The organism is Plantactinospora sp. KLBMP9567 (genome assembly GCF_033446045.1).
In the GTDB taxonomy this organism is placed as follows: Bacteria; Actinomycetota; Actinomycetes; order Mycobacteriales; family Micromonosporaceae; genus Plantactinospora.
Map to the genome: position 1 here is coordinate 527,561 of NZ_JAWQRR010000006.1, position 18,274 is coordinate 545,834.

General features: G+C 71.9%; 14 protein-coding genes and 1 pseudogene. 10 read left to right on the forward strand and 5 right to left on the reverse strand.

Translation table 11 applies throughout. The features are described 5' to 3' along the window. The first annotated feature begins 15 nt into the window (after window positions 1–15). Window positions 16–2,703: a DNA polymerase I gene (gene polA / locus R6Y94_RS05110; protein WP_318394562.1), complete on the forward strand. Its 2,688-nt coding sequence runs from the start codon at window positions 16–18 to the stop codon at window positions 2,701–2,703. 26 nt (window positions 2,704–2,729) lie between these two features. Here the strand turns inward: polA and R6Y94_RS05115 are convergent. The 4 genes and pseudogenes from R6Y94_RS05115 to R6Y94_RS05130 form a co-directional block, all read right to left on the reverse strand. Continuing rightward, window positions 2,730–3,156 (reverse strand): annotated as a pseudogene (locus tag R6Y94_RS05115) (DUF3140 domain-containing protein); the annotation flags it as partial. Continuing rightward, on the reverse strand, window positions 3,149–3,361 hold the full coding sequence (locus R6Y94_RS05120) for a DUF2945 domain-containing protein (RefSeq protein ID WP_107263450.1): 213 nt from the start codon (window positions 3,359–3,361) through the stop codon (window positions 3,149–3,151). The pseudogene R6Y94_RS05115 and the gene R6Y94_RS05120, both read right to left, overlap by 8 nt. A gap of 62 nt (window positions 3,362–3,423) precedes the next feature. Beyond that, window positions 3,424–3,777 (reverse strand): Uma2 family endonuclease, encoded by a 354-nt coding sequence (locus R6Y94_RS05125; RefSeq protein WP_318394564.1) that lies wholly within the window; start codon window positions 3,775–3,777, stop codon window positions 3,424–3,426. A gap of 276 nt (window positions 3,778–4,053) precedes the next feature. Then, window positions 4,054–4,899, reverse strand: a complete 846-nt coding sequence (locus tag R6Y94_RS05130; protein ID WP_318394565.1) for a class I SAM-dependent methyltransferase — start codon at window positions 4,897–4,899, stop codon at window positions 4,054–4,056. A 406-nt stretch (window positions 4,900–5,305) separates the two neighbouring features. Here R6Y94_RS05130 and rpsA point away from each other — a divergent pair, with 406 nt between their 5' ends. The 3 genes from rpsA (at window position 5,306) to uvrB (ending at window position 10,662) form a co-directional block, all read left to right on the forward strand. Continuing rightward, window positions 5,306–6,820 (forward strand): 30S ribosomal protein S1, encoded by a 1,515-nt coding sequence (gene rpsA / locus R6Y94_RS05135; protein ID WP_318394566.1) that lies wholly within the window; start codon window positions 5,306–5,308, stop codon window positions 6,818–6,820. Between the two features lie 196 nt (window positions 6,821–7,016). Then, complete coding sequence (coaE, locus tag R6Y94_RS05140; protein WP_318394567.1) at window positions 7,017–8,216, forward strand: dephospho-CoA kinase; 1,200 nt, start codon at window positions 7,017–7,019, stop codon at window positions 8,214–8,216. Window positions 8,217–8,550: 334 nt separating this feature from the next. Beyond that, complete coding sequence (gene uvrB / locus R6Y94_RS05145; protein ID WP_318394568.1) at window positions 8,551–10,662, forward strand: excinuclease ABC subunit UvrB; 2,112 nt, start codon at window positions 8,551–8,553, stop codon at window positions 10,660–10,662. 56 nt (window positions 10,663–10,718) lie between these two features. On the opposite strand, the gene R6Y94_RS05150 is transcribed toward uvrB, so the two are convergent. Further along, on the reverse strand, window positions 10,719–11,306 hold the full coding sequence (locus R6Y94_RS05150; protein ID WP_318394569.1) for an SDR family NAD(P)-dependent oxidoreductase: 588 nt from the start codon (window positions 11,304–11,306) through the stop codon (window positions 10,719–10,721). 294 nt (window positions 11,307–11,600) lie between these two features. Here R6Y94_RS05150 and R6Y94_RS05155 point away from each other — a divergent pair, with 294 nt between their 5' ends. From R6Y94_RS05155 to R6Y94_RS05180, 6 genes are read left to right on the forward strand one after another with little or no spacing between them, the layout of a single operon-like run. After that, entirely contained in the window at window positions 11,601–12,530 is a 930-nt protein-coding gene (locus R6Y94_RS05155) for an STM4015 family protein (protein WP_318394570.1), read from the forward strand. Then, complete coding sequence (locus R6Y94_RS05160; protein ID WP_318394571.1) at window positions 12,527–13,528, forward strand: STM4015 family protein; 1,002 nt, start codon at window positions 12,527–12,529, stop codon at window positions 13,526–13,528. Before R6Y94_RS05155 ends, R6Y94_RS05160 begins: the two co-directional genes overlap by 4 nt. 16 nt (window positions 13,529–13,544) lie before the next feature. Then, on the forward strand, window positions 13,545–15,032 hold the full coding sequence (locus R6Y94_RS05165) for an STM4014 family protein (protein WP_318394572.1): 1,488 nt from the start codon (window positions 13,545–13,547) through the stop codon (window positions 15,030–15,032). Continuing rightward, complete coding sequence (locus tag R6Y94_RS05170) at window positions 15,029–15,865, forward strand: STM4013/SEN3800 family hydrolase (RefSeq protein ID WP_318394573.1); 837 nt, start codon at window positions 15,029–15,031, stop codon at window positions 15,863–15,865. Before R6Y94_RS05165 ends, R6Y94_RS05170 begins: the two co-directional genes overlap by 4 nt. Continuing rightward, on the forward strand, window positions 15,862–17,388 hold the full coding sequence (locus R6Y94_RS05175; protein ID WP_318394574.1) for an STM4012 family radical SAM protein: 1,527 nt from the start codon (window positions 15,862–15,864) through the stop codon (window positions 17,386–17,388). Before R6Y94_RS05170 ends, R6Y94_RS05175 begins: the two co-directional genes overlap by 4 nt. Further along, window positions 17,385–18,257: an STM4011 family radical SAM protein gene (locus tag R6Y94_RS05180; protein ID WP_318394575.1), complete on the forward strand. Its 873-nt coding sequence runs from the start codon at window positions 17,385–17,387 to the stop codon at window positions 18,255–18,257. Before R6Y94_RS05175 ends, R6Y94_RS05180 begins: the two co-directional genes overlap by 4 nt. Window positions 18,258–18,274: the final 17 nt, after the last annotated feature.

Genomic DNA, 18,274 nt, shown 5'->3' on the forward strand with positions numbered 1-18,274 from the left:
CTAGAGTCGCCTATCGTGACAGCCTCCACGCCGCGCCTGCTGCTGCTCGACGGTCATTCGCTCGCATACCGGGCGTTCTTCGCCCTGCCGGTGGAAAACTTCTCCACCACAACCGGGCAGCCGACCAACGCGGTCTACGGCTTCACCTCGATGCTGATCAACGTGCTCCGCGACGAGCGCCCCACGCACATCGTGGTGGCCTTCGACGTCTCCCGGCGGTCCTTCCGCACCGAGCGCTACGCCGAATACAAGGCCGGCCGCGCGGAGACACCGGGCGAGTTCGCCGGCCAGGTCAGTCTGGTCAAGGAGGTGCTGGCCGCGCTCCGGGTGCCGACGGTGGAGATGCCGGGCTACGAGGCCGACGACGTGCTCGCCACCCTCGCCTGTCAGGGCCGGGACGCCGGCATGGAGGTGCTGATCTGCACCGGTGACCGGGACGCCTTCCAACTCGTCGATGACCGGATCACCGTGCTCTACCCCCGCAAGGGCGTCTCCGACCTGGCCCGGATCGACCGGGCGGCGGTCACCGAGCGCTACGGCGTCGGCCCGGAGCAATACCGGGACCTGGCGGCGCTGGTCGGCGAGACCAGCGACAACCTCCCCGGCGTGCCGGGAGTGGGCCCGAAGACGGCCGCGAAGTGGATCCTGCAATACGGCGGTGTCGAGGGTGTGGTCGCCCGGGCCGACGAGATCAAGGGCAAGGCCGGCGACAACCTGCGCGAACGGCTCGCCGACGTGATCCGGAACTACGAGATCAACTGCCTGGTCTCCGACCTGGAGTTGCCGCTGCGCGCCGAGGACACCCGCTGGCCGGGCTGGGACCGGGAGGCGGTGCACCAGGTCTTCGACACCCTGGAGTTCCGCATCCTGCGGGACCGGCTCTACCAATATCTGGACGCGGTGGAGCCGGAGGCCGAGGCCGGCTTCGACCTGGCCGGCAAGGTCCTGCCGACCGGTGAGGTGGCCGGCTGGCTCGCCGAGCACGTGCTGCCCGGCACTCCGGTCGGGATCGCCGTCGCCGGCTCGTTCGGCCGGGGTACCGGCGCGCTGACCGGCGTCGCGCTGGCCACCGCGACCGGGGTGGGGGGCTGGTTCGACCCGGCCGGGCTGACCGAGGCCGACGAGGCGGCGGTGGCCGATTGGCTGGCCGACCCGGAACGGCCCAAGGTGCTGCACGAGGGCAAGCCGGCGCTGCTGGCCTTCGCCGCGCACGGCTGGACGCTGCGCGGGGTGGCCCGGGACACCGCGCTCGCCGCCTACCTGGCCCGTCCCGACCAGCGCTCCTACGACCTCACCGACTTGGCGCTGCGCTACCTGCACCGGGAGTTGAAGGTCGACGCGCCGGAGACCGGCCAGCTCGCCTTCGACGGCCTCGGCAACGACGGCGAGGTCGAGCAGAACCTGATGCTCCGGGCCCGGGCCACCCTGGACCTGGCCGATGCCATCGGCGCCGAGCTGTCCCGGGACGGTGAGCAGTCCGCCCGACTCCTCGGCGAGGTGGAGCAGCCCCTGATCGAGGTGCTCGCCGCGATGGAGCGCACCGGCATCGCCGCCGACACCGACTACCTGTCGGAGCTGGAGGCGCACTTCGCCGGCGAGGTGAAGGCGGTGGCCCAGGCGGCGTACGGGGTGATCGGGCGGGAGTTCAACCTCGGCTCGCCCAAGCAGTTGCAGGAGATCCTCTTCACCGAGCTCGGCCTGCCCAAGACCAAGAAGATCAAGACCGGCTACACCACCGACGCCGACGCCCTGCAGTGGCTCTACGCGCAGCAGCCGCATCCGCTGCTGGAGCACCTGCTCCGGCACCGCGACGTGGCCCGGCTCAAGTCCACGGTGGACGGCCTGCTCAAGTCGGTCTCCGACGACGGCCGGATCCACACCACGTTCCACCAGACGGTGGCGGCGACCGGCCGGCTCTCCTCCACCGACCCCAACCTGCAGAACATCCCGATCCGCACCGAGGAGGGTCGGCGGATCCGCCGGGCCTTCGTGGTGGGGCCGGGCTACGACTGCCTGCTCACCGCCGACTACAGCCAGATCGAGATGCGGATCATGGCGCACCTCTCCGGCGACGCCGCGCTGATCGAGGCGTTCAACTCCGGCGCCGACTTCCACGCCGCGACCGCGTCCTCCGTCTTCGGGGTGTCGGTGGCCGAGGTCACCCCGGACCAGCGGCGCAAGATCAAGGCGATGAACTACGGCCTGGCGTACGGGCTGAGCGCGTTCGGCCTCGGCCAGCAGCTCGGGATCGCCGCCGACGAGGCCCGTGCCCTGATGGAGGAATACTTCAGCCGCTTCGGCGGAGTCCGGGACTACCTCCAGACCGTGGTGAAGAAGGCGGTCAAGGACGGCTACACCGAGACCATCCTCGGCCGTCGGCGCTACCTGCCCGACCTGGTCAGCGACAACCGGCAGCGCCGGGAGATGGCCGAGCGCATGGCGCTGAACGCCCCGATCCAGGGCTCGGCCGCCGACATCATCAAGGTGGCGATGCTGCACGTCGACACCGCGCTGCGCGCCGCCGAACTGCGCTCCCGGATGCTGCTCCAGGTGCACGACGAACTCGTCTTCGAGGTGGCGCCCGGCGAGCGGGACGGCCTGGAGGCGCTGGTCCGGCGCGAGATGGGTGGCGCCTATCCGCTGGCCGTGCCACTCGAGGTCTCCGTCGGTGTCGGTTCGGACTGGAACAGCGCCGACCACTGACGCGTCGGCCGGGCAGCGTCAGGGGCGCCGGTTCCGGCCCGACGAGCGTTCGGCCTCCCGGTGCCGTTGCAGCGCCTTCCGGGACGGTCCGCCCACCGCCGGCAGCGGCGCCTTGAGCGGATCGTGGCCCCAGTTCATCAGGGAGTAGCGCCACTTCGTGTTGCGTACGTCCCCGGCCGGGCGCTGGGCCATGTGCCGCCGGACGTACCCGACGACCTTGCGCATGTGCGCGAAGTCGCGGTCGGTGAACTGGTTCGCGCGCTTGCGCAGCAACTCGATGATGCGCCGGCCCGACTCGTGTCCGACCGACTCGCCGCCGCTGCCGCGCCTGCGCCAACCCACCGCCTTCGCCTCGTCGGTGGCCAGCCACTGGCCCAGCTCGCCCGGGTTCATGTTCACGGCGTCGCGGAACTCCCGGACGGTGTCCCGGCCGTCGGCGTCCCGGCTACTCATCGAACAGCGCCTCCGGCTTGTGTACCGCGTCCCGCCCCTCGTCGGTGCGGACCCGGTACTGCGGGTTCTCCTTCGAGGCGGCGACGGTGCGCTTCCCGGCGTACGTCCGTTCGGTGATCTCCTCCTGGACGGTGCCGTGCGCACTGGAGCCATGGCTGCGCCAACTCACCCGGTCGCCCTTGTGCAGCTTCCTTCGCTCCGGCATACCAGGGTCTACCCGGCGGCTCGGAGCGGTAACCGGTGCGCCGCCGGGAGTGGGAAAGGGACTTACGGGGTGATGTCGCCGATCGGCAGCTTGATCGGGAACGGCTGGGTCAGTTCCAGCACGTCGTCGGCTTCGGCGAGCAGCTCGTACTCCCGGTTGCCGCTGCGCCCGGGCCGGTCGGCCAGCCGGTAGGCGTACACCCGGACCGGGTCCTGCTCCACCCGCCAGTAGCCGGCGATGCCGGCGGCGGCGTACTCGGCCGGCTTGCTGAACCGGTCGGTGCGCCGGGTGCCGGGCGAGACGATCTCGACCGCGAGTAGCACCTCGTGCGGCAGCAGGAAGTGCCGGTCCGACGCGACGTCGGCCCGGTAGACGAGGACGTCCGGTTCCCGGGTGTAGTCGGCGCCCAGCGCCACCCGACGGCCTGCGCCACCCGCAGGTGGTCGGGTGCATGGTCGCCCAGCCACCGCCGGAGCAGGTACGAGATGTGTTGATGGCCCAGGGTGGGGGAGGGGACCACGTGGATGAGTCCGTCGACGAGTTCGACCCGGGGGGCGTCCGGCGGCAGGTGCAGCAGGTCTTCCAGCCGGAAGCCGGCCTGGCGCTGCCGGACCGGATCCGGCTGCCAGGGCCCGGGCATGTCCGCGACCGGCTCGGCGCTCATCGGACCAGCATACTGAGCCGGCCCGATGTCAGGCGGCCGTGCCGGCGGGTTTGTCGCAGACGAAGATGGCGGTGCCGGGGAAGAGCCGGCCGCGCAGCGGGCTCCACTGCCCCCAGATCTGCTCGTGGCCGGCCGGCCACTCCGGCTCCACCAGGTCGCGCAGTACGAAGCCGGCGCCGACGATCTCGCGTACCCGGTCGCCGAGGGTACGGTGCTGTTCGACGTAGCTCGGGGTGCCGGTGGCGTCCTGCTCGACGTAGGGGCGGCGGTCGAAGTAGGAGTGCGTGGCGACCAGCCCGCCCTCGCCCGGGTCGTCGAGGAAGATCCACCGCATCGGGTGGGTGACCGAGAACACCCACCGGCCGCCGGGCCGGAGCACCCGGTACACCTCGCGCAGCGTCGCCGCCGAGTCGGCCACGAACGGGATCGCGCCGAACGCGGTACAGACGATGTCGAAGCTGGCCGCCCGGAACGGCAGCGCGAGGGCGTCGGCCTGGACCAGCGGCACGCGTACCCCGGAGGCGGTGGCCCCGAGCGCGGCGTGCCGCAACATGCCGGCGGAGAGGTCCAGCCCGACCGGCCGGGCGCCCTCGCGGGCCAGCCAGCGGGCCGCCGAGGCCGCGCCGCAGCCGAGTTCGAGCACCCGCCGGTCGGTCAGCTCGCCGAGCAGCCGGGCATCGGCCTCGCGCAGCCCCTCCGGGCACCAGACGAAGTCCACCTGGCCCAGGAACGCCCCGTGCTCGGCCTGGTAGTCGTCGGCGTCCGCGTCCCACCATCGGCGGTTTGCCCGCCGGCTCTCGCCGTCGGTGACCGGGCGCCGGAGCACTCCGGGCAGGTCGTCCTCGGGCAGCTCGGCCAGGGTGTTCTCGGGCATTCCGCCACGCTAGTGCCCGGGGGTGGCGCGGGCGCAGGTCGGGTCCCGGCCACGCCGGCGCCACCGACCATTTCGGCGCGGTTCGGTTGCCGTTTGCCGGTACCGGGCCGGGGTAAGGTGCCCTCCGGGCGCAGACCACGGCGCCGCGGCGACCTCTTCCCGAGCAGTGGACAGCGGATCTCATCACGTGCGGGGAGGGCTTGCATGCTGTGGTAATGCGCACGGTAAGCTGTTCGATGCGCTCGCGGATCGTGTGCCTCGGCAGGGAGCAGGTCCGCGGTCGTCGGATAATCCCCGCGGTCGGAGCAGCGATCGCCCGGTGCACCTGACGACGGATCCGCAGGCGTAAAGGGTCACCGCGACACAAACCTGCTGTGACATCCATCCGACCGGAGCAACCGCCCACATGACGAGCAGCATCGAGGCCCCCTCGAGCGCCACCAAGGTCACCGTCGACGACCTCGGTTCCGAGGAAGCTTTCCTCGCCGCGATCGACGAGACCATCAAGTACTTCAACGACGGCGACATTGTCGAAGGCACCGTCGTCAAGGTCGATCGGGACGAGGTCCTGCTCGACATCGGCTACAAGACCGAGGGCGTCATCCCCTCGCGCGAGTTGTCGATCAAGCACGACGTCGACCCCGCCGAGGTGGTGTCGGTCGGTGATCACATCGAGGCCCTCGTCCTCCAGAAGGAGGACAAGGAGGGGCGGCTGATCCTCTCGAAGAAGCGAGCCCAGTACGAGCGCGCCTGGGGCACGATCGAGAAGATCAAGGACGAGGACGGTGTCGTCCGCGGCTCCGTCATCGAGGTGGTCAAGGGCGGCCTCATCCTGGACATCGGGCTGCGCGGCTTCCTGCCCGCCTCCCTGGTCGAAATGCGTCGGGTGCGGGACCTCCAGCCGTACGTCGGCCGTGAGCTCGAAGCCAAGATCATTGAGCTGGACAAGAACCGCAACAACGTGGTGCTGTCCCGCCGGGCCTGGCTGGAGCAGACCCAGTCCGAGGTGCGCACCGAGTTCCTCAACAAGCTGCAGAAGGGCCAGGTCCGCAAGGGCGTCGTCTCCTCGATCGTCAACTTCGGCGCGTTCGTCGACCTTGGCGGCGTGGACGGTCTGGTGCACGTCTCCGAGCTCTCCTGGAAGCACATCGACCACCCGTCCGAGGTCGTCGAGGTCGGCCAGGAGGTCGAGGTCGAGGTGCTGGACGTCGACCTTGACCGCGAGCGGGTCTCGCTGTCGCTGAAGGCGACCCAGGAGGATCCGTGGCGCCAGTTCGCCCGTACCCACGCGATCCAGCAGATCGTGCCGGGTAAGGTCACCAAGCTGGTGCCGTTCGGTGCGTTCGTCCGGGTGGACGACGGCATCGAGGGCCTCGTGCACATCTCCGAGCTGGCCGAGCGTCACGTGGAGATCCCGGAGCAGGTCGTCCAGGTCGGCTCGGACGTCATGGTCAAGGTCATCGACATCGACCTGGAGCGGCGGCGGATCTCGCTCTCGCTCAAGCAGGCCAACGAGGGCTTCGTCGAGGGCGAGGAGCACTTCGACCCGACCCTCTACGGCATGACCGCGACCTACGACAACGAGGGCAACTACATCTACCCGGAGGGCTTCGACCCGGAGACCGGGGAGTGGCTCGAGGGCTTCGACAAGCAGCGGGAGGCGTGGGAGCAGCAGTACGCCGAGGCCCGCAACCGCTGGGAGGCGCACACCAAGCAGGTGCAGAACTCCCGGGCGGCCGACGCCGAGGCTGCGGCCAACCCGGCCGCCGCGACCGGTGGCACCGGCGGTGGTGGCGGTGGCGGTGGCGGCACCTCGTCCACCAGCACCGCTCCGGCCCGCCAGGCGGAGGAGCCGGCCGGCACGCTGGCCACCGACGAGGCTCTCGCCGCACTGCGGGAGAAGCTCGCCGGCGGTAAGTAGTCGACGCGTAGTACACGCGGCGGAGGCCCGCTTCCACCGACCGGCTCGACCGGCCGGGGAAGCGGGCCTTCCCCTTTCCCGGGCCGGTCTCCCGGCCGGCTCGTTTCCCGGCCGGCTCGCCGGTGGCGCGGGCCCGGAACGGGTCGCGGAATCCGAAGATCTTGGCGGGGGGCCGCCGATCGGGTTGACTGGACCGGTGCTGAAGGTCGGACTCACCGGTGGGATCGGATCGGGAAAGAGCGTCGTCGCGGCCCGGCTGGCCGACCTCGGTGCGGTGGTGGTCGACTCCGACCGGATCGCCCGCGAGGTGGTGGCGCCCGGTACCGACGGGCTGCGGGAGGTGGTGGCCGCGTTCGGCGCCCGGGTGTGCGCGGAGGACGGCAGCCTGGACCGGGCGGCGCTCGGCGAGATCGTCTTCGCCGACCCGTCGTCGCGGGCCAGGCTGGAGGCGATCATCCATCCCCGGGTACGCCGACGCAGCGCCGAACTGATCCACGGTGCGGCTCCGGACGCCATCGTGGTCAACGACGTACCGCTGCTGGTCGAGGTGGGGCTCGCCCCGACGTACCACCTGGTGCTGGTGGTGCGGGCCGCCGAGTCGACCCGGGTCGAGCGGCTGGTCCGGGACCGGGGCATGACCGCCGAGCAGGCGGCGCAGCGGATCCGGGCCCAGGCCGGCGACGAGCGGCGGGCGGTCGCCGCCGACGTACTGCTGGACAACGACGGTGAGCTGGCCGAGCTGCACGCCAGCGTGGACGTGTTGTGGCGGGACCGGCTGACGCCGTACGAACGCAACGTCCGGGAGCGCCGGCCGGTACGGGCGACCGAGGCGCGGCTGGTGGAGCCCGACCCGAGCTGGCCGGCCCAGTACCGGCGGCTCGCCGCCCGGATCCGGCACGCCGTCGCCCCGGCCGAGGTACGCGTCGACCACATCGGCTCGACCTCGGTGCCCGGGCTGGCGGCCAAGGACGTCGTCGACATCCAGTTGGGCGTCGCCTCGCTCGCCGAGGCCGACGCGTTGGCCGACCGGCTCGCCGACGCCGGCTTCCCGCGCTGTCCCGGGCAGTGGTGGGACAACCCGCGCCAGCCGGGCGGCACCTCCCGGTGGGAGAAGCGGCTGCACGGCGGCGCGGACCCGGGCCGGCTGGTCAACCTGCACGTCCGGGAGATCGGCTCGCCGGGCTGGCGGTTCGCCCTGCTGATGCGCGACCACCTGCGGGCCGACCCGGAGCGCCGGGCCGACTATCTGGCCGTGAAGCGGCGGCTCGCGGCGGCCGGTCCGGATCTCGACGTCTACGCCGAGGCGAAAGAGCCGTGGTTCGACCTGGAGCACGGGTATGCCGAGGAGTGGGCGGCGGCCGCTGGTTGGCGGCCGGCGCCGCCGGAGGGCTCCTGAGAGGCAGCGGAGCCGGTGGATAGCCGTGTCCTCGCGCAGGCCGCGCAACGGCCGGGGGAGGGAGAGGTACGTAAAGGGCGCTCGCGGCGGCCGGTCTGCGCTCTCGCGCGACCGCGTCGGTGCGCTCGCCGGCCTGGGCCGGGGCTGCAACCCCTGCGCCGGATGCGACCCAGCCGGTGTGGCGGCTGGTGTCGCAGACCCGGGCGGCCGCCGCGAGCGGCCTACCCTAGAACGGTAGCGCGGTGATCTTTCACACACAATGACGATATCGAAGCCGATCGTGTACCCACCGTGGCCCGGCGGCCTGTCACACCGTCGGCGTACGGTTGAGGTCATGGCGCTCGACATTCCGCGGCTCGACGGCCGCTTCCAGGTGATCTCCGAGTTCCAGCCCTCGGGTGACCAGCCGACCGCCATCGACGACCTGGAGCGCAGGGTGCGTCGGGGCGAGCGGCACACCGTGCTGCTCGGCGCGACCGGCACCGGCAAGAGTGCGACCGCCGCCTGGCTGATCGAGCGGTTGCAGCGTCCCACCCTGGTGCTGGCACCCAACAAGACCCTCTGTGCCCAGCTCGCCAAGGAGTTCAGCGAGCTGCTGCCGAACAACGCCGTCGAGTACTTCGTCTCGTACTACGACTACTACCAGCCCGAGGCCTACATCCCGCAGACCGACACCTACATCGAGAAGGACTCCTCGATCAACGAGGAGGTCGAGCGGCTGCGGCACGCGACCACGATGTCCCTGCTGACCCGCCGGGACGTGGTGGTGGTCGCCACCGTGTCGGCGATCTACGGCCTGGGCACCCCGCAGGAATACCTGGACCGGTCGGTGCGGATCCAGGTCGGCCAGGAGGTCGAGCGGGACAAGCTGCTCCGCCGGCTGGTCGACGTGCAATACACCCGCAACGACATGGCCTTCAACCGGGGCACCTTCCGGGTCCGGGGCGACACGCTGGAAATCATTCCGGCGTACGAGGAGCTGGCGCTCCGGATCGAGTTCTTCGGCGACGAGGTGGAGAAGCTCTACTACCTGCACCCGCTGACCGGCGAGGTGGTCCGGGAGGTCGACCACCTGCTGATCTTCCCGGCCACCCACTACACCGCCGGCCCGGAGCGGATGGAGCGGGCGCTTGCCGGCATCGAGACCGAGCTGGCCGAGCGGCTGGCCGAGCTGGAGCGGCAGGGCAAGCTGCTGGAGGCGCAGCGGCTGCGGATGCGCACCAGCTACGACGTGGAGATGATGCGCCAGGTCGGCTTCTGCTCCGGCATCGAGAACTACTCGATGCACATCGACGGCCGGTCGCCGGGCAGCGCGCCGCACTGTCTGCTGGACTACTTCCCCGACGACTACCTGACCGTGGTCGACGAGTCGCACGTCACCATCCCGCAGATCGGCGGCATGTACGAGGGCGACGCCTCCCGCAAGCGGATGTTGATCGACCACGGCTTCCGGCTGCCCAGCGCCGCCGACAACCGGCCGCTCCGCTTCGACGAGTTCCTGGACCGGGTCGGCCAGATGGTCTTCCTCTCCGCCACGCCCGGTCCGTGGGAGCTGGAGCGGGCCCAGGGCGAGGTGGTCGAGCAGGTGATCCGGCCGACCGGGCTGGTCGACCCCGAGGTGGTGGTCAAGCCCACCAAGGGGCAGATCGACGACCTGATGCACGAGATCAAGCTGCGTACCGAGCGGGACGAGCGGGTGCTGGTCACCACGCTGACCAAGAAGATGGCCGAGGACCTCTCCGACTACCTGCTGGAGCACGGCATCCGGGTCCGCTACCTGCACTCCGAGGTCGACACGCTGCGCCGGGTGGAGCTGCTGCGGGAGCTGCGTAAGGGCGACTACGACGTACTGGTCGGGATCAACCTGCTCCGGGAGGGGTTGGACCTGCCCGAGGTGTCGCTGGTGGCGATCCTCGACGCCGACAAGGAGGGCTTCCTGCGCAGCGGCCGGTCGCTGATCCAGACCATCGGCCGGGCCGCCCGGAACGTCTCCGGCCAGGTGCACATGTACGCGGACAAGATGACCCCGTCGATGGCCGAGGCGATCGAGGAGACCAACCGGCGCCGGGCCAAGCAGGTCGCGCACAACGAGGCGAACGGGATCAGCCCGGAGCCGCTGCGCAAGAAGATCCACGACATCCTGGACGACATCTACCGGGAGGCCGAGGACACCGAGGGGGCCACCACCCGGGTCGGCGGTGCGGTGCGGCAGATGTCCCGGGGCAAGGCGCCGACGCCGGAGACCCGCAGCCGGGGCCGGGTCGGTGCCGCGCCGGCCCGGGAGGGGATGGCCCGGGCCGAGCTGGCCCAGCTGATCCAGGAGCTCAACGACCAGATGCTCGCCGCGGCCCGGGAGCTCCAGTTCGAGCTGGCCGCCCGGATCCGCGACGAGGTGGCCGAGCTGAAGAAGGAACTGCGCGGCATGGACGCGGCCGGGGTCAACTGAGCACCGGCCGCGTGCGCGCCGTCAGCCGTACCGGTTGAAGCCGCCCTCGGAGTCGATCACCTGTCCGGTGATCCAGCGGCCGTCCGGCGAGCAGAGCCACTCGACGAGCCGGGCGGCGTCGTCCGGTCGTCCCCACTCGCGTACGCCAGCTCGCCGGGCATCGGGCCGAGGCGCTGGCCGCTGGAGAAGAGCACCAGCCGCCCTCCGGAGCCGGCGTCGAAGGCCGCGGCGAACGCCTCGGCCAGCAGCAGGGTGGCCCGCACGTTGACCACCAGGTGCCCGTCGATCTCGTCCGCGTCGAGCTTGCCGAGCGGGGTGTGTGTCGAGTAGGCGTGCACCGCGACCAGCACGTCGAGCCGGCCGTGCGTGCGTACCGCGGTCTCGACCAGTTCGGCGGGGGCGCTCGGCGTGGTCAGGTCGGCGGTCCGGTACCGGGCCACGTCGGGGTCGCCGGTCACCTGTTCCAGCTCGGTGAGCAGCCCCGGGACGCCCTCGGGGTCGCCGCCGTACGGCTGCGCCTCGTCGTACCCCGGCAGGCCGGTCAGTTGCAGGCGGTAGCCGGCGGCGGCGAACCGCCGGGCGACCGCGGCGGCGATCCCCACCCGGCGGCTGACCCCGGTTATCAACGCGACCCGTTCCGCCATGCCGCAGAGTCAAGCCGATCCGGCCGATCCCGGCCAGCGGGAATTGCCGGCGCAACGCCCGGCTACCTGGACGGTACGGCGCCCGGTGAACCGCCCGGCCAGCACACCGCGTGCTCGACGGCCGGCCTGCCGGGCGGTCCGGAAACGGCGTGCGCCCGGTCGCGGCCGTCGGTCCAGCCGAGCCCGAGCGGGCTGCCCGGGGAACTGCCGCATGTCGGTGCCGCTACGGGCGGGACGGATGTCGGGCCGTCTTGTTAGGGTTCTGCCGCCCCCGAGCCCTACCGGAGCCCCCCAATGACGATCAATTCGCACATCACCGAATTCGCCGGCCTGCCGGTGGTCGACTTCCAGCCGGCCCGGCTGCCGGACGTGGCGCCCGACACGGTCGCCTGGCGGCTCAGCCTGACCGACTTTCCGCAGAGCGACGGAGACTTCGCCGAACTGACCGAGCGGTTCCTGACCGCTGTCGACCCCGGCAAGGTCTTCGCACTTATCGTCGGCGACTGGGGTGAGGCGTACGAGGAAGCCGCCCCCGTCGATCTGCTGGCCCGACTGGCGCCGCGACTGACCGGGTTGACGGCGCTGTTCATGGGCGAGATGGTGATGGAGCAGTCGGAGATCTCCTGGATCACCCAGGCCGATCCGGCCCCGCTGCTGGCGGCGTACCCGGGACTGGAGATCCTCCGCCTTCGCGGCGCGACCGAGGGGCTGACTCTCACCCCGACCCGGCACACCGCGCTGCGCGAGCTGGCGATCGAGGCCGGCGGCCTGCCCGGGCACGTGGTCCGGGCGATCGCCGAGTGCGATCTGCCGGCGCTGGAACACCTGGAGCTGTGGCTCGGCACCGACCAGTACGGCGGCGATGCCACTGTGGAGGATCTGGCGCCGATTCTGGGTGGGGCGCGGTTGCCGTCGTTGCGGTCGTTGGGGTTGCGTAATGCGGAGATCGCCGATCGGGTGGCGGCGGCGGTGGCGGGTGCGCCGGTGGTGGCGCGGTTGCGGGAGTTGGATCTGTCGTTGGGGATTCTTTCCGACGAGGGTGCGGCGGCGTTGCTGGCGGGGCAGCCGTTGACGCATCTGCGTCGGCTCGACCTGCACCACCACTACCTCAGCGGCGAGCTGGCCGGCCGGCTGGTGGCCGAGCTGCCGGGCGTCGAGGTGGACCTCTCCGACGTGCAGCGCCCCGACCGGGGCGGTGACCGGTACATCGCGGTGTCGGAGTGAGGACCAGCTTCACCGGGCACGCCACCGAGTTCGCCGGGGTGCCGGTCTTCCGGCTGAGTCAGAACTGGGAGGACGAGCCGCCGCGCCTGGTTCCCGAGGCGGAACTGCCGGCCGACCCCGGCTCGGTGGCCTGGCGGATCGAGGCGTGGGAGGAGGACGAGGGCTGGGACTACGGTCCTTCCCGGATGTTCCGGCACGCGTTCGAGCAGTTCCTCGACCTGGTCGATCCGGCCGGGGTACGCGCCCTGGTGATCGGTACCTGGGGCTACGCGGCGATGAACGCCGCACCGATCGAACAGCTCTGTGCCGCCGCCGACCGGCTGACCGGGTTGCGGGCGCTCTTCCTCGGCGACATCCCGGCCGAGGAGTGTGAGCTGTCCTGGATCTGCCAGGGCGACGTCGCGCCGCTGCTGGCCGCGTACCCGGGGCTGGAGGTCCTGCAGATCCGGAGCGGCGACACCGACGCCGAGCACCGTACCGGCCTGGAGTTCGGTGCCGTCCGGCACGGCGCGCTGCGGAAGCTGGTGGTCGAGTCGGCGGGTCTGCCGGCCGGGGTGGTGCGGGGGATCGCCGACTCCGATCTGCCCGCGTTGGCGCACCTGGAGCTCTGGCTCGGCACCGACCGTTGGGGCGGGGATGCCACTGTGGAGGATCTCGGGCCGATTCTGGGTGGGGCGCGGTTGCCGTCGTTGCGGTCGTTGGGGTTGCGTAATGCGGAGATCGCCGATCGGGTGGCGGCGGCGGTGGCGGGTGCGCCGGTGGTGGCGCGGTTGCGGGAGTTGGATCTGTCGTTGGGGATTCTTTCCGACGAGGGTGCGGCGGCGTTGCTGGCGGGGCAGCCGTTGACGCATCTGCGTCGGCTCGACCTGCACCACCACTACATCGGCGCCGAACTGGCCGATCGGCTGGTCGCGGCGCTGCCCGGGGTGGAGGTCGAGCTCACCGAGGCGGCGTTGCCCGACGGGTACGGCGACCGGTACGTGGCCGTCGGGGAGTGACTGGCATGATCGACGGATGACTGGCAGGGTGCCGCTGGTGGTCGTCGGCAACCCGGAGAACCGCCGGGTGACGCTGTTCCGGGCCGCCGCTACCGAGGCGGGCGTACCGGTGGTGGTGCTGCCCTGGCGGCGGCTGGCGACCGGTCCGGTCTGGCTGCCCCGGGCGGCCGTGGTGCGGATCGACTCGCCCGGCGAGGATGCCGAGGTCGACCGGTTGCTGCGCGGTGCCGACCGGCCCGCCGAGCACGGCGAGATCGTCGGCCTCGCCGCCTGGTACGCCGGATTCCGCGCTGCCCTGGGCCGGCTCGGCGAGGCGGCCCGGTCCGCCGGAGCGACCCTGCTCAACGACCCGGACGACGTGCTCGCGATGTTCGACAAGCGGACCTGTCACGCCCGGCTGACCGCCGCCCGGGTGCCGGTGCCGCCAGCGCTGCGCACGGCACCATCCGCGCCGCCCACGGCGTCACCTGGGCTCACGGGGTCACCCGGGCCCACGGTGCCGTCCGCGTCGCCGTCACCGTCCACTTCGGTCGGATCGGCCGGGCAGGCCGGTTCGACCGGGGGTTACCCGGAGCTGCGCGCGGCGATGCGGGCCGCCGGCTGGTCCCGGGTCTTCGTCAAGCCGGCGCACGGCTCGTCCGCGTCCGGGGTGCTCGCCCTTCAGGTGGCGCCGGGCCGGATCCGGGCCACCACCTCGGTCGAGCTGACCGCCGGCGGCAAGCTCTACAACTCGTTGCGGGTCCGCGACTACACCGACGAGCGGCAGATCGCGGCGATCGTCGACCGGCTGGCCCCGGACGGCCTGCACGTCGAGCGCTGGTTTCCCAAGGCCGGGCTGGGCGATCGGACGATCGACCTGCGGGTGCTGGTGGTCGCCGGTCGCCCGGAGCACGTCGTGGTCCGGGCCAGCCCCGGCCCGCTGACCAACCTGCACCTCGGCAACGCCCGGGCAGACCTGTCCGCACTGCGGGCGGCGATGGGCGAGTCGGCATACGCCGCCGCGCTGCAGAACTGCGTCCGTGCCGCCGCCTGTTTCCCGGGCAGCCTGCACGTCGGGGTGGACCTGCTGATAGGTACGGGCTGGCAGCGGCACGCGGTGGCCGAGGTGAACGCCTTCGGCGACCTGCTGCCGGGGCTCTCCGACCCCGCCGGCCGGGACAGTTACGCGGCAGAACTGCACGCGCTGCGGACCGGCCGGTTCGACCGGTGGCGGGCCACCGCGCCGACCCTGCTGGAGTCGACCCTGCTGGAGTCGACCCTGCTGGAGTCGACCCTGCTGGAGTCGACCCTGCTGGAGTCGACCCTGCTGGGGCCGACCATGCTGGAGTCGACCGCCGAGCCGGAGCCGACCACAGGGACTGGAACGACGGCCGAGCCGGCATCGACGGCGCGGCTGGAGTCGGCGGCCGGGGCGGACGGGTGGGGGCCCCGGCGCGCGGGCGACGGCGGCATTGGGCAGCATGAGAACCCGGGACGTGACAGAAAGGTGGGGAGGGCGGCATGAAGGAGCTGATCGGCAGCCACGACCTGTTGTTCGTCACCCTGGACACACTCCGCCACGACGTGGCCGAGGAGCTGGCCGCGGCCGGGCGTACGCCGAACCTGGTCCGCGCGCTGCCCGGCGGGGTCTGGGAGCGGCGGCACAGTCCGGCCAGCTTCACCTACGCGGCGCACCAGGCGTTCTTTGCCGGCTTCCTGCCCACGCCGACCACACCCGGCCCGCACAGCCGGCTCTTCGCGGCGGCCTTTCCAGGCAGCGAGACCACCGGTGAGCAGACCTGGACCTTCGACGCCCCGGACGTGGTCCGGGGCCTCGCCGGGGCCGGCTACCACACCGTCTGCGTCGGCGGGGTCGGCTTCTTCAACGGCAAGTCGCCGCTGGGCGGCGTGCTGCCGGCCCTCTTCGCGGAGGCGCACTGGGAGCCCGAGTTCGGCGTCTCCGCACCGCGTTGTTTCGAGGCGCAGCTCGACCGGATCGCCACCGTGCTGCCCACGGTGCCGGAGGACCGGCCGCTCTTCCTCTTCGTCAACGTCGCCGCGATCCACCAGCCGAACCGGCACTACCTGCCCGGCGCCGATCGGGACAGCCGGGAGAGTCACGCCGCCGCGCTGGAGTACGTCGACCGGCACATCGGGCGGCTCTTCGCCCTCGCCACCTCCCGGGACCGGCCCTGCCTGGTGCTGCTCTGCTCCGATCACGGCACGGCGTACGGCGAGGAGGGGCACAGCGGTCACCGGCTCGGTCACGAGGTGGTGTGGACGGTCCCGTACGGGCAGTTCGTCCTCGAACCGGGTGACTGGGGCAAGCCCGGCGACTGGCCCGGGCCGGAACAGTGAACCCTTCTCGACCCGCACCGCGCGGCGGTCGCGCTCCGACGTCCACCTGCGGCCAGGACGGACCGCAGGGGGAGGTTGAAAAAGGTTCAGTCGGGGTCGCCAACTCGCTGGACGGGTCGCCGTACCAGGGTTACCTGTACGCGTACCCGCACAAGACGGCGTACCGGCCGCTGCGACCGCGCCCGGCGCTGCGTGAGGTCTGGGCGGGTGAGCGGCGGGACGCACTCTTCCTCTACCTGCATGTGCCGTTCTGCGAGATGCGCTGCGGCTTCTGCAACCTGTTCACCCGCTCGAACCCGCCCGCCGAGCAGGTGCGCGGCTATCTCGACCAGTTGGCCCGGCAGGCCGACCGGGTCCGGGAGGCGCTCGGCGACGGCGTCGGGTACGCCCGGGTGGCGGTCGGCGGCGGCACTCCGACCTATCTGGACGCGGCCGAGTTGACCGCGATGTTCGACCTGCTCGCCGGCTTCGGCGCCCGGCTCGGGTCGGTGCCGATGGCGGTGGAGACCTCCCCGGCCACCGCCACCGCCGACCGGATCGCAGTGCTGGCCGAGCGCGGCACCACCCGGGTCAGCATCGGGGTGCAGAGCTTCCTGGACAGCGAGGCGCGGGCGGCCGGGCGACCACAGCGCCGCGCCGAGGTCGAACGGGCCCTGGACACCATCCGGGCATACGACATCCCGGAGCTGAACCTCGACCTGATCTATGGGATCCCCGGTCAGACCTCGGCGACCTGGGCCGAGTCGATCTCGTCCGCACTGCGCTGGCGGCCGGAGGAGGTGTTCCTCTATCCGCTCTACGTCCGCCCGCTCACCGGCCTCGGCCGGATTCCCGCCACAGCGGACGGCGCCGACCCGGCCTGGGACGCGCAGCGGCTGGCGCTGTACCGGCAGGGCCGGGACGCGCTGCGGGCCGCCGGTTACCGGCAGCTCTCGCTGCGGCACTTCCGCCACGCCGACCTGACCGCCGACGACCCAGGCCGGGCCTCCGACGACCCAGTGCGGACCTTCGGCGGGTCCGAGTGGACCTCCGAGGGGCCCAGGCTGACCGCCGACGATCCGGGGCGGGCCGGGCCGGACTACTGCTGCCAGGACGACGGAATGGTGGGGCTGGGGTGCGGGGCCCGGTCATACACCACCGACCTGCACTACTCGTTCGACTACGCGGTCGGGGTCCGGCACGTCCGGGGCATCATCGAGGACTACCTGCGCCGGCCTGCCGTCGACTTCGACGTCGCCGAGGTCGGCTTCCGGCTCGACCCGGTCGAACAGCGGCGCCGCTGGCTGGTCAAGTCACTGCTCCGGGCGGAGGGGTTCGATCCGGCCGGCTATCTCGACCGGTTCGGCAGCCGGGTTGACGACGATTTTCCGCAGCTCGACCGGCTCGCCGAGCGTGGCTGGCTGACCTCGGTGCACGGCCGGACCGCGCTGACCGAGGCCGGGCTGGAACGCTCCGACGCGATCGGGCCGTGGCTGGTCTCCGGCCCGGTCCGCCGGGCGATGGCCGAGTACCCGCTCCGATGAACCTCTCGGTGCTCTACCGCGGCCCGCTGGCGAGCTGCAACTACGACTGCCCCTACTGTCCGTTCGCGAAGCGCCGCGACAGCCGGGCCGAACTCGCCGCCGACCGGGCCGCGCTGGGCCGGTTCGTCGACTGGGCGACCCGCAACCCTGACGACGACCGCCTGTCGGTGCTCTTCACGCCGTGGGGCGAGGGACTGTCCCGGTCCTGGTACCGGGAGGCGCTGGTGACGCTCTCCCGGCTGCCGCACCTGGACCGGGTGGCGATCCAGACCAACCTGGCCTGCCGGCTGGACTGGCTGGCCGCCGCCGACCGGCGTACGCTCGCGCTCTGGGCCACCTACCATCCCGGACAGGTACGCCGGGAGACCTTCCTCGACCGCTGCGCCCGGCTCAGCGAGCTGGGGGTGCGGTACTCGGTCGGCGTGGTCGGGCTGCCGGAGCAGCTCGCCGAGGCGGAGGCGGTCCGGGCGGCGCTCCCCGCCGACGTCTACCTCTGGGTGAACGCGGCCGAGGGCTACTCCTACACCGCCGCCGAGGAGGCGGCCTGGACCGGGCTCGACCCGCTCTTCGGCTACAGCGTGCGGCCGCATCCGTCGGCCGGTGTGCCCTGCCGGGCCGGCGAGACCGTGATCTCGGTGCGTGGCGACGGCTCGGTGCGGCGCTGCCACTTCGTGGAGACACCGTTGGGCAACCTCTACGACGGGTCGTACCGTGTCGCGTTGCGGCCCCGGCCGTGCCCGAACACCGCCTGCGACTGCCACATCGGCTATGTCCACCTGCGAACCCTGCCGCTGTACGAGGTCTTCGCTTCAGGAGTGCTGGAACGGATCCCGGCCCGCTGGGGCGTACCGTCCGTGGCGCTGGGCTGAACCCGGGGCGGCCGGGC

Bases quoted from the DNA above. Each gene is read 5' to 3' on its own strand.
- R6Y94_RS05120 (WP_107263450.1), bottom strand. From the start codon at position 3,361: ATGCCGGAGCGAAGGAAGCTGCACAAGGGCGACCGGGTGAGTTGGCGC.
- R6Y94_RS05150 (WP_318394569.1), bottom strand. From the start codon at position 11,306: ATGGCGGAACGGGTCGCGTTGATAACCGGGGTCAGCCGCCGGGTGGGG.
- R6Y94_RS05170 (WP_318394573.1), top strand. From the start codon at position 15,029: ATGAAGGAGCTGATCGGCAGCCACGACCTGTTGTTCGTCACCCTGGAC.
- R6Y94_RS05165 (WP_318394572.1), top strand. From the start codon at position 13,545: ATGACTGGCAGGGTGCCGCTGGTGGTCGTCGGCAACCCGGAGAACCGC.
- R6Y94_RS05180 (WP_318394575.1), top strand. From the start codon at position 17,385: ATGAACCTCTCGGTGCTCTACCGCGGCCCGCTGGCGAGCTGCAACTAC.
- R6Y94_RS05155 (WP_318394570.1), top strand. From the start codon at position 11,601: ATGACGATCAATTCGCACATCACCGAATTCGCCGGCCTGCCGGTGGTC.
- uvrB (WP_318394568.1), top strand. From the start codon at position 8,551: ATGGCGCTCGACATTCCGCGGCTCGACGGCCGCTTCCAGGTGATCTCC.
- rpsA (WP_318394566.1), top strand. From the start codon at position 5,306: ATGACGAGCAGCATCGAGGCCCCCTCGAGCGCCACCAAGGTCACCGTC.
- R6Y94_RS05130 (WP_318394565.1), bottom strand. From the start codon at position 4,899: ATGCCCGAGAACACCCTGGCCGAGCTGCCCGAGGACGACCTGCCCGGA.